This is a genomic window from Halomonas sp. 11-S5, assembly GCF_029889825.1.
GTDB lineage: Bacteria > Pseudomonadota > Gammaproteobacteria > Pseudomonadales > Halomonadaceae > Halomonas.
Genome location: NZ_JARANW010000014.1, coordinates 66,618 through 77,807, shown reverse-complemented (window position 1 = coordinate 77,807; position 11,190 = coordinate 66,618). Strand labels below are relative to the sequence as shown.

Annotated in this window: 8 protein-coding genes; 3 read left to right on the top strand and 5 right to left on the bottom strand. The window is 65.2% G+C overall.

The window, feature by feature from the left end; all coding sequences use genetic code 11:
• The coding region (locus OP497_RS11150; protein WP_280548348.1) for a type I secretion C-terminal target domain-containing protein at positions 1 to 1,624 on the top strand (1,624 nt) is incomplete at its 5' end.
• A 104-nt stretch (positions 1,625 to 1,728) separates the two neighbouring features.
• Positions 1,729 to 2,067 carry a tryptophan synthase subunit beta like protein gene (locus tag OP497_RS11145; protein WP_280548346.1) on the top strand — a complete coding sequence of 113 codons (339 nt, stop codon included), beginning with the start codon at positions 1,729 to 1,731 and terminating at the stop codon, positions 2,065 to 2,067.
• Between the two features lie 70 nt (positions 2,068 to 2,137).
• On the opposite strand, the gene OP497_RS11140 is transcribed toward OP497_RS11145, so the two are convergent.
• From OP497_RS11140 to OP497_RS11120, 5 genes are all read right to left on the bottom strand, one after another.
• Positions 2,138 to 4,054, bottom strand: a complete 1,917-nt coding sequence (locus tag OP497_RS11140; RefSeq protein ID WP_280548344.1) for an EAL domain-containing protein — start codon at positions 4,052 to 4,054, stop codon at positions 2,138 to 2,140.
• Positions 4,055 to 4,058: 4 nt separating this feature from the next.
• Positions 4,059 to 4,772 carry a transglutaminase-like cysteine peptidase gene (locus tag OP497_RS11135; RefSeq protein WP_280548342.1) on the bottom strand — a complete coding sequence of 238 codons (714 nt, stop codon included), beginning with the start codon at positions 4,770 to 4,772 and terminating at the stop codon, positions 4,059 to 4,061.
• An 86-nt stretch (positions 4,773 to 4,858) separates the two neighbouring features.
• The gene (locus OP497_RS11130) at positions 4,859 to 6,064 is read right to left on the bottom strand and encodes a cation diffusion facilitator family transporter (protein WP_280548340.1); all 1,206 of its coding nucleotides are present in this window, start codon (positions 6,062 to 6,064) and stop codon (positions 4,859 to 4,861) included.
• A 13-nt stretch (positions 6,065 to 6,077) separates the two neighbouring features.
• On the bottom strand, positions 6,078 to 7,244 hold the full coding sequence (locus OP497_RS11125; protein WP_280548338.1) for a 1-acyl-sn-glycerol-3-phosphate acyltransferase: 1,167 nt from the start codon (positions 7,242 to 7,244) through the stop codon (positions 6,078 to 6,080).
• Between the two features lie 26 nt (positions 7,245 to 7,270).
• On the bottom strand, positions 7,271 to 8,203 hold the full coding sequence (locus tag OP497_RS11120; RefSeq protein WP_280548336.1) for a recombination-associated protein RdgC: 933 nt from the start codon (positions 8,201 to 8,203) through the stop codon (positions 7,271 to 7,273).
• A 277-nt stretch (positions 8,204 to 8,480) separates the two neighbouring features.
• Between OP497_RS11120 and gyrA the strand changes: the two genes are divergently transcribed.
• On the top strand, positions 8,481 to 11,171 hold the full coding sequence (gene gyrA / locus OP497_RS11115) for a DNA gyrase subunit A (protein ID WP_280548334.1): 2,691 nt from the start codon (positions 8,481 to 8,483) through the stop codon (positions 11,169 to 11,171).
• Positions 11,172 to 11,190 lie beyond the last annotated feature (19 nt).

Here is an 11,190-nt window from a genome sequence, read left to right as displayed (position 1 = left end):
GGTGATCGGCGGGACCACCTTCACGCTGGCCCAGGTCCAGGCATTTGATGGCTCGCAGACAGTAAGCACCGGCGAAGGCACACTGACGCTGGATGGCTACACCGGTGATAGTTTTGGCGGCACCATCGATTACACCTACACGCTGGACGCCACGATCGACAATGACAGCAAGGCGGTGACTGGTAACGACGCCGTCACGCTGGATCACTTCGATGACAGCATCGCGATTCAGGTCAATGGCGTGGGTGGCACCACGGCCAGCGATAACCTGGTGATTCGTGCCATCGACGATGCACCAGTATTGAACGTCACCAATGCCGTGAGTCTGAATGCCGGCGGCGTCACTTTTACGGGTAGCCTCGCCGATATTGGTGCCGACTCCCCAGGGAATGTTACTCTTTCCGGCACGCCGCCTGCAGGGCTTACCTCCGGTGGTAACGCAGTCACTTATCAGGTATCGACTGACGGCTCGGTACTTACTGCGTCTGCTGGCGGAAATGACGTGTTCACGCTGACAGCTCAATCAGACGGCACCTACACCTACGAGCAGTTTCAGGCACTGGATCTGTCTGTTCTTAATTCCAGCCTTCAGGGCTCAGTGGGAGCCAGCGGTCCGAAACCCGCCTATTTCATCTATGAAGATGGTACCTTTGGCTCGGATTCTGCCAAGCCCTGGTCGGTGAAGATCACCGGAAGCGATGATGTCAATCCCAGTACACCGGGGATGGGTATTGGCAACAACTTATTCCAGACCGGAGAAACAATGACGCTGGAATTTGACGACGAAGGAGAGAGCGGCACGCAGAATCAGGCCTATGTCGCGAAGATCGGGATTAGTGATTTGAGCGGGAGTGAAACCGTCTCCTATACCGCCTACTTTACCGATGATACCCAAATGTCAGGCACTGCTACATCTAGCTCCCTAGTAGATGGAAGTCTGTTTATTACAGCTCCGTCGGGCGCTAACATCGATTATGTCGACCTGCAGGCTGGATCCAACACTTCGGTACGGATTACCTCGATCTCCACCTTTACTCTCGATGAAGGCATGCCCAAGGAGCTACCTTTCGAGTTTACCGCCACCGATGCTGACGGTGATAGCATTGCCGGTTCTTTTGATATTACTGTGCAGAACAGTGATCTCTTCAATGGTGATGCCACAGATAATGTGCTTGCAGGTGGTCTCGGCATGCAGACGCTTAGTGGCGGTCCTGGCGAAGATATCCTTGTCGGCGGTCCAGGCAACGACACCCTGACCGGCGGCCTTGGCGCCGACACCTTCGTATGGCACCTCAGTGATCAGGGCACAAGTAGCGATCCGGCCGAGGATAGCGTCACGGACTTCACCCTCGGTACCTTCGGGACCGATGATAACGCCGACAAGCTGGATATCTCGGACCTGCTGAGCAACATGGATGAGAGTGCAGATCTCTCCAGCTATATCCAGGCCGAGGAGAATGGAGGCGGTACTATCCTGCATATCAGCTCGGCGGGTGCCATGACGACAGTTGGTGATTTCAGCGAGGCGGATCAGTCGATCGTACTGGAAGGTGTCAGTGCGGGAGTCGATCCCGCCGCCTTCATCCAGTCACTCATCGACGATGGTCAGCTCGATATCGACTGATCGGCCATCCTTCAACCCCATCGCTCGGCCATGGCCGGGCGATGGTTTGTCGCTTTCAGCGCTGCCTCTTTACGCTGCAGGACAGGACGTTCCAGGAGCTATCCATGTACATCAAGCGCGACGGTGACGGCCACATCGAGCTGGTCAGCCGGGAGGAGACGCCGGAGTGTCAGGAGTACCTGCCGGCGGATTCCCCGGAGCTGTTGGCCTTCCTGACGGAGGGCGAGGTCGGCAAGGGCGCGGCGCGCTTCCAGGCTTCGGATCTCGCCTTCGTGCGGGTGCTGGAGGACGTGATCGAGGTGCTGATGGACAAGGGGGTGATCAGCTTCACCGACCTGCCGGCACCGGCCCAGGAGAAGGTGATGGAGCGTCAGTCGTTGCGTCGCCGGCTCAATGGCCTGCAGCTGGTGTCCAGTAGCGACGAGGAGAGCGGGGTGATCTAGCCCAGGCAAGACGGGTAGTGCCCATGACGACACGGGCCGGCATTCTCCAGAGTGCCGGCCCGTTTCACGGTCAGCCCGTGGGCTTGTCGTGTTGACGAATCCCGGGGCCGGTGGCGCCATCCAGGCCCAGCTCGAAGAGCATCCGGGCCTCTTCGAGGTTCTCGACCCCCTCGCCGATGGCCAATATCCCCAGAGAATGGCAGAGCGTGGCCATGCCGCGCAGGATGGTCTGCTGCTCGGCGACCTTGTCGATGTCCTTGATCAGCGTCCTGTCGATCTTGAGGTAGGCGAGCCCCAGGTCCTGCAGGTCGGCGATTCGGTTGAATTCGGCGCCGACATGTTCCAGGCCGATCCGGCAGCCCAGCGGCTGCAGGGCGTGGCACAGGCTGCGGAAGCTGGCCAGGTCATGAATCGCCAGGGATTCGGGGATCTCCAGCCAGAGTCGCGCGGCGACGTCAGGCCGGGCCCTGAGGCGGGCCTGGAGCTCCATGACGAAGCGGGCATCCTGGATCGAGGCGGCCGACAGGTTGATGCCTAGCGGCTTGCCGCGCTGGGTGATGTCGCGCACGGCCTCGTCGATCACCGCCAGGTCGAGCCGGCTGTCGAGCTCGAGCCGCGAGATCCAGGGCATGAACACCCCGGCGGGCTGCCACTCGCTGTTCAGGCGCAGCCGCGAGGGGCTTTCGAAGTGAAGGAGTTTGCCCTTGCCATCCAGCACCGGGTAGTGGGCCAGGTAGACCCCCTTGGTCATGGCTTCCTGGAGGGCGCGACGCCATTCGCCATGGCTGGTGAACAGGCTGCGGCGCTGGGGGCCCTCGGCGATGACCAGGCTCTGGTCACCGCGGGTCTCGGCGGCCGAAAGGGCGCCGTCCAGGCTCGCCAACAGCACGCTACGCTGGTCGTCCTGGGCATAGTCGATCAGTGCTGCCGGCAGGCCGAGTGGCACGGGGTTCTGCTGTCGTAGCTCTGCGAACCGCTTGCCGAGCTCATCACGCAATGTTTCCAGGTCATGGCTACCGGGCAGCAGCAGAGCGAAGTCGCTGCCGTTCAGGCGTCCCACGACCCCGCCACCGCGGACCTTGCCGAACTGGTCCAGGCTGCTGGCGAGCGCATGCAGCAGGGCATCGGTGTCGCCGTGGCCCAGTCGCTCGTTGACCTCGGCCAGCCGGGCCAGGCGCACCAAGGCCAGGGTACCGCTGGCTCGGCCATCCTGGCTCTCCAGAAGGATCTGCAGCTGGGCGAGGAAGGCCTCGCGCTTGAGCGCGCCGGTCACGCTGTCGTGCTGCAGGCGTCGGCGCAGCAGGTCGAGCTTCTGGCTCTCTTCGCCGAGCATGTCCCGTACGGCGGCGGAGAGCTGGTTCATGGCCACCACCACCTCGCGCAACTCGCGGGTGCGCGGGGCGGGAAGGGTGGTGAAGCGCCGTTCACCGATCTGCCGGGCCTGTTGGACGACATGACGCAACGGCCGGCGGATGGTTCGCACTATCCACCCGGCCAGCAGCAGGCTGAGGGCGGCGGCCAGGGCGAACCAGCCGACCAGTTCCAGGCTGCTGCGCCACAACGAGCGATAGGCGAAGCTGTGCTGGCTCTCGAGCGTAAGAGTGCCGAATTGTCGCCAGCCGTCCTGGACCACGGCCTGTCCTGGGGGGACCTCGAAGCGCACCAGATCGACGAACCAGGCCGGCACGTCCTCGATGGCCTCGCCGGCGCGGCGCTGCTCGATGATCTCGCCCAGTGGGTCGCGCAGCTCGACCCGCCGGTAGTGGCCGGTATCGAACTGGGCGGCTACCAGCAGTTCCAGGGTCACCGGGTCCTTGGGCATCTGGCTCATGGTCAGCGCCAGAGCATTGGCATTGTCCGCATTCTTGATGCGCACTTCCTGCTCAATATAGGCCCGGCTGGAGCTGATACCGATGAACAGGCTGCCGCCGAAGGCGAGCAGCAGCAGTACCACGATGGTCAGCCAGAGCTGCTTGATGAGCGACATCTTGTTATCCCCCTTGAATGAATCCTTGCGCCTGCATGCGATCGATCGCGCGTCGCCAGCGCGACAGGCGTGCCATCGGGTCGGCACGCGATCGGGTGGAGCCGCCGGCCCAGAGGCCGCTGCTGTTGAAGCTGAACAGCGGATCGAGATCGGTGCGCCGGGAGCCGCGGGTGATCGAGGACACCAGGTTGTCGAGCACTAGCGGGTCCGCCGCAGGGGTCTCGTAGTAGCCCAGCACCATGTGCGCCTGGGTGATGCCGCTGCGGCCGATGCGTGCGCGGACATAGATCATGCGCAACTCGTCGCCCGGTACCCCCAGCTCCTTGAGGGTGATGTACTTGGCGATGGAGAAATCCTCGCAGTCCCCCTGGCCGCGGCCCAGGGTCTCCAGCGGCGTGGCCCAGTAGTCTTCCTGGCCCCAGATGTCGATATCGTCGAGCCAGCGGACCCGCCGGTTGAAGAAGGCGTTGACCTCGCGCAGGCGGGTCTGCAGGTCGGCAGGACGCAGCCGTTCGACCAGCGCGAACCACGCCTCGAGGCTCGATAGCCCTTGCTGGCCATAGAGTCGCTGCATGCTTTGGCGCAGGCGCTCGGGCGAGAGGTTGGCCTCACCCGAGGAGGGATGCAGCCCCAGGCCGATGGCCAGCGACAGGCTGCCGAGCCCCGCCAGGAAACGGCGACGTCCGGGCGAATCGAGTGTCCGGGGGGGAGGCGGCATGCGGCGGGCCTGGCTGAGCGTTTGCTCAAGTCTAGGGGGCGTAGAGTTCTAATGCGAGGGGAGTGATCGGCGTGATGTCGAGCGGCTCAACCCTTGCCGGGCCCCAGCCAGATCCGCAGCCGGCCTACCCAGTTGAGGTCCTGGGCGGCGCGGCGCAGCTCACCGACCGCGCCCTCGAGGGTCTGGCCGTCGGGCAGCGCATTGATGTAGAGAGAGACATCCACCTGGTTGTCCAGGTAATGAAGGTCCAGCGCGACTCGGGCATGCCAGACCGGCAGCCCCTGCCAGGCGTCATCGAGGAGCTCCACCACGTCGCTGCGCAGCGGCAGGCCGGGGCGCAGGCTGTGCTCGAGCTCGCCCGAATCGTCCTCGGGGTCGATGTGGAAGGTGACGTCGGCGAGCTCCGGAAAGGCCTCGCGAAGGCGGCGACTCACTTCGTTGCCGATCTCGTGGGCCTCGGAGACGGTGACCCGCGGCGGCACCACGATGTGCAGGTCGAGGATCACATCGCTGCCCAGCTTGCGGGTCCGCAGGTCGTGCACTCCGTTGACGTGGGGGACGCGCTCGGCGATGTCCCGCATGTGGTCGCGCTGCGCGCGGGGCAACGCCGTGTCGATGAGCTCCTGGCTGGACTCCCACAGCAGCCGCCCGCCGACCTGCCCGACCATCATGCCGACCACGATGGCGGCCACGGCATCCATCCAACCGACCCCGAACTGTGCGGCCACCAGGCCCACCAGCACCACCACGGTGGAGAGCGCATCGGAGCGCGAGTGCCAGGCGTTGGCCTCGAGCAGTCGTGAATTGACCCGCCTGGCCACCCGCAAGGTGTAGCGATAGATCCACTCCTTGGCGATCAGGCCCAGCACGGCGATGCCGATCGCCCACAGGCCTGGGGCGGGCACCGGTTCCCCGCCTACCAGCCGGGTGATGCTCGCCCAGGCGATGCCCCCGGCGACGAAGATCAGTACGCTGCCCAGCCACAAGGTGGCCAGGGTCTCGATGCGGCCGTGGCCGTAGGGGTGGTTGCTGTCGGGCTCCTGGCGGCCGTAGTGGGTGGCGGCGACGACGAACAGGTCCGTCAGGATGTCCGAGAAGGAGTGGATGCCGTCGGCCACCAGGGCCGCCGAGCCTACGGCGAAGCCGGCGAGCATCTTGGCCACGCCGACCACGAAGTCGATGACGGCGCCGATCAGCGTGACCTTGTGGGCCTCGCGGGTCTGGGCGGCGCGATCTGCAGTCGAGCTTTGTCGGTTTGTCGCCTGCGCACTCACGCCCGGGTACTCGTTCATCTTATCTCGCCTCTCAACGGTGGCGCCCCGCCTTGTTGAGCACCGGGTTGGCGTACTGGGTCAGCCACCAGTGGCGAAGTTCGTCGGGCACCTCCTGCAGGCGCGCCTGGAAGCGGGCGCGATCGGCGTCGCTGACCTCGCTCAGGTCGATCAGGTCCGGGGCCTCGCCAAGGGCCTCCAGGGCCAGGAAGTGGCTGGGAAAGAGGTGGTAGCCGGCGAGCACCTGGCAGTCGATCTCGGCGGCCACGGCTTCGGGGGTGTCGAACTGTGCCGTGAGCGGGGTGCCGAAGGTAAGCTGTACCCGCCCCTTGTGGCCGGTGATGCCGGCGACAATGGAGCTGATGTCCTCGAACTCGCTCTTCTCGTAGTTGCCGCTGGTCTGCATGGCGTGCAGTTCCCTGGCCTTCTGCAGGTCGCAGGGGTCGTACTCGTAGCTGATCGACACCGGCACCAGGCGCAATTCGGCAATGGCCTCGCCGATGCTCACCTGGCGTTCCCGGCCACGGCGGGCCATGGTCAGCATCTTGATGATTGCCGGGTCGGTGCGGTCGATGCCGTCCTTGGCGCGGCCCTCGCGCTGGGCCATCCAGATGGGATGGTTGTCCTCGAGGATGGAGTGGCGAATGTAGGCGGAAAGGTTCTGGTAGGCGGCCAGCATGGCACGCTTGCCGCGGGCGCTGCGCGGTACGATGAAGCTCTTGTTGAGGCGCATCAGGTCGTTGACGTAGGGCTTCTTGAGCAGGTTGTCGCCGATGGCGATGCGCACGGTGTCACGCCCGGCCAGGTAAAGCGCGTAGTTGACGAAGGCCGGGTCCAGCGAGATGTCGCGATGGTTGCCGATGAACAGGTAGGCACTGTTGGGGTCCAGCGCCTCGAGCCCCTCCACCCGGAAGATGTCGGTGGAGGTCCGGATCATGCGCTGCATGTAGCGGGCGATGCGCATCTGGAAGTCATGCACGCCGCTCACGCCGCGCACCTCGCGGCGGATGGCGAAGCTGGCCAGGACGCGCGAGAGACGCGGCATGAAGTGGCTGAGCCGCGGCAGTCGATAGCGGGTCAGGGCATCGAGCAGTTCGGCATCATGGGCCAGGCGCGCGAGGACCTCGGCCACCTCGTCGTCCTGGTAGGGACGGATCGCGGCCCAGGGATCGGATGCGGGGGTGTGGTGAGTCTCGGTCATGGGGTCCAGGCTTTGGTCGGAGGCGATCAGGCGCTGCGGGCGTCACCGGCGGTGCCGGCCTCGCCACCCAGCCACTCGATCAGGCGCTCGATGTTCTCGGCCAGCGCCTGGGTCATCAGGATGAAGTCGGTCTCCAGGCGCACCAGGGCGTCATCGCCATCGTCGGCCTGGGAGGCCTCGTCGATCAGGGCGTCGTCGAAGCGCAGCGACTTGATCGCCAGGTCGTCATGCAGCACAAAGCTTAGCCGTCCCTCGATCGACAGTGCCAGCTTGCTGGCCTGGCGGCCGCTCTCCAGCAGCTGTTGGATCTCGTCGCTGTCGAGGTCGACCTGGCGGGCACGCAGCACGCCGTCGTCGCCCTTGGCCTTGAGCTCCACCTGGTCGCCGAGCACCAGGTCGGCCGGGCGCGCGCCCGGATCGCCCAGCCAGCTGGTCATGGCCCGCATGGGCAGCGTCTGGCTGGCCAGCGGGGTCACCTTGAGGCTGCCCAGGGTCTCGCGCAGCAGGTCGAGGAGTTCCTCGGCGCGCTTGCGGGAGCTGGCATTGACGGCGATCAGCTGGCGGCGGCTGTCCCACCACAGGTCGACCTTCTGGCTGCGCACGAAGGCCCGGGGCAAAAGCTCCTCGTAGACCTCTTCCTTGATCGCCAGCTTCTCCTGGCGGCGCAGCTTGCGGCCCTCGTTAGCCTCAATGGCCTCGCTGCGCTCCTCGACCTCCTCGCGGACTACCGAGGCGGGCAGGATGCGTTCCTGGCGCAGGGCGGTCATCAGGCGCTGGCCCTGCAGCTCGTGCAGCAGCTGCGTCCCGGCCCGGCCGGCCGGTGCGGACCAGCCCAGGCGACGCGCCTCGCTGCCCCCCAGGGGGCGGAAGGCCTGCTCGTCCAGGGCGGTTTCCAGGCTGGCGGCATCCAGCTCAGGGGCGTCGTGCAGGCGGTAGAGGTGCAAGTGCTTGAACCACATGGAGCATTTCCCGAGAGAAAGGGGGCACATTATGGCCAAAGGGAGGCGCCGGTGCCAGTGCCGACATCACCTTCGTGCTGTTCGACCTGGCGGCCAGTCGAGCCATCGAGATCGGCGGCGAGATCCGCGAGGCCATGGCGGCACTGGTCCTGCCTTAGCCCCCTTGCACAGCTCCCTTTGCACCGTCCGGGATGGTATGATGCCAGGCTGATATTGCGCGCCATGTCACGGCCACGTGACGCGCCAACCTGTTGCAGTGCAAAGGATTCGACGACCCATGGGTGACATCGCCAGAGAGATTCTGCCAGTCAACATCGAGGACGAGCTCAAGCAGTCATACCTCGATTACGCGATGAGCGTGATCATCGGCCGTGCGCTGCCCGACGTGCGCGATGGTCTCAAGCCGGTGCATCGGCGTGTGCTATTCGCCATGCACGAGCTTAGTAACGACTGGAACAAGCCGTACAAGAAGTCCGCCCGTGTAGTGGGCGATGTCATCGGTAAGTACCACCCCCACGGCGACAGCGCCGTCTACGACACCATCGTGCGCATGGCCCAGGACTTCTCGATGCGCCACGTGCTGGTCGACGGCCAGGGCAACTTCGGCTCCATCGATGGCGACAACGCCGCCGCCATGCGTTACACCGAGGTGCGCATGGCCCGGCTGGCCCATGAGCTGCTGGCCGACCTGGAGAAGGATACCGTCGACTGGGTCGATAACTACGACGGTACCGAGCGCATTCCCGAGGTGCTGCCCACCAAGGTCCCCAACCTGCTGATCAATGGCTCCTCGGGCATCGCCGTGGGCATGGCGACCAACATCCCGCCCCACAACATGGGCGAGATCATCAACGCCTGCCTGGCGCTGATCGACGACTACACCCTTAGCGTCGACGACCTGATGGAGCATGTGCCCGGCCCGGATTTCCCCACCGCCGGCATCATCAACGGTCGCGCCGGCATCCTCGAGGCTTACCGCACCGGCCGCGGGCGCATCTATGTGCGTGCTTGCCACACCATCGAGCATGACGACAAGACCGGCCGTGACCACATCATCGTCAACGAGCTTCCCTACCAGGTGAACAAGGCGCGGCTGATCGAGAAGATCGCCGAGCTGGTCAAGGAAAAGAAGATCGAGGGCATCGCCGAGCTGCGCGACGAGTCCGACAAGGACGGCCTGCGGGTGGTGATCGAGGTCAAGCGCGGCGAGTCCGGCGAGGTGGTGGTCAACAACCTCTTCGCCCAGACCCAGCTACAGACCGTCTTCGGCATCAACATGGTGGCCATCGACAATGGCCAGCCGAAGATCCTCAATCTCAAGGAGATCCTCGAGGCCTTCATCCGCCACCGCCGCGAGGTGGTGACCCGTCGCACCCTCTTTGAGCTGAAGAAGGCCCGCGAGCGCGGCCACATCCTCGAGGGCTTGGCCGTCGCCATCTCCAATATCGACGAGGTGATCGAGCTGATCAAGGCGTCGCCGAACGCGTCCGAGGCCAAGGAGAAGCTGCTGGCGAAGTCCTGGCAGCCGGGGCAGGTCACCGGCATGCTCGAGCGTGCCGGGGCGACCTCCTGCAAGCCCGAGGACCTGGAGGAGGGCTTCGGCCTCAGCCAGGCCGGCAGCGAGTACCGCCTGTCGCCGGCCCAGGCCCAGGCCATCCTCGAGCTGCGCCTGCATCGCCTGACGGGGCTCGAGACCGAGAAGCTCCTCGACGAGTACCTGTCGATCCTCGAGAGGATCGCCGAGCTCACCGCCATCCTGGCCTCCGCCGAGCGGCTGCTCGAGGTGATCCGCGAGGAGCTGATCGGCGTGCGCGACCAGTTCGGCAACCCGCGCAAGACCGAGATCCAGGCCAGCCATCTGGACCTGCGCCTGGAGGACCTGATCGCCGAGGAAGATATGGTGGTCACCGTGTCGCGCACCGGCTACGCCAAGACCCAGCCGCTCTCCGACTACCAGGCCCAGCGCCGCGGTGGGCGCGGCAAGTCGGCCACGGCGATGAAGGACGAGGACGTCATCGAGCACCTGCTGGTGGCCTCGACCCACGACACCGTGCTGCTGTTTTCCAATCGCGGCAAGGTCTACTGGCTCAAGGTCTACGAGATGCCTGTCGCCAGTCGCGGCTCGCGGGGCAAGCCGCTGGTCAACCTGCTGCCGCTGGACGAGGGCGAGGCGATCAACGCCATTCTGCCGGTGCGCGATTACGACCCGCAGAGCTACATCTTCTTTGCGACCGAGCGCGGCACCGTCAAGCGCACCAGCCTCGAGCAGTTCTCGCGGCCACGCAGCGTGGGCCTGATCGCCATCGACCTCGAGGAGGGCGACCGCCTGGTGGGCGCCGCCATCACCACGGGCAGCGATCACGTCATGCTGCTCTCCTCCAACGGCAAGGCGATCCGCTTCGAGGAGTCCAACGTCCGCGCCATGGGTCGCACCGCCCGGGGTGTGCGTGGCATGCGTCTGCTCGGGGGTGCCGAGGTGATCAGCCTGATCATCCCGCAGAGTCAGCAGATCGACGCCGAGGCCGACGTCGAGGCCGAGGCCGAAGCCGAAGCCGAGGAGGGCGCGAGCGTCGAGACCGGCAACGGCGGCCAGATCTACATCCTCACCGCCAGCGAGAACGGCTTCGGCAAGCGCACCCGCCTCGAGGAGTTCCCGCTTCGCGGTCGCGGCGGCCAGGGCGTGATCGCCATGCAGACCAGCGAGCGCAACGGCGCCCTGGTGGCGGCCATGCAGGTCTACGCCACCGACGAGATGATGCTGATCACCGATCGCGGCACCCTGGTGCGCACCCGGGTCGACGAGGTCTCGATCACCTCGCGCAACACCCAGGGCGTGATGCTGATCCGCCTGGGCAACGACGAGAAGCTGGTCAAGACCGTGCGGATCGATGAGCTAGAGGAATCGGGGACAGACCCCCATTTCGAAGGTGAAGGTGAAGGTGAAGAAGGAGAGCGAGATGGGGAGTAATGGAAATGGGGGTCTGTCC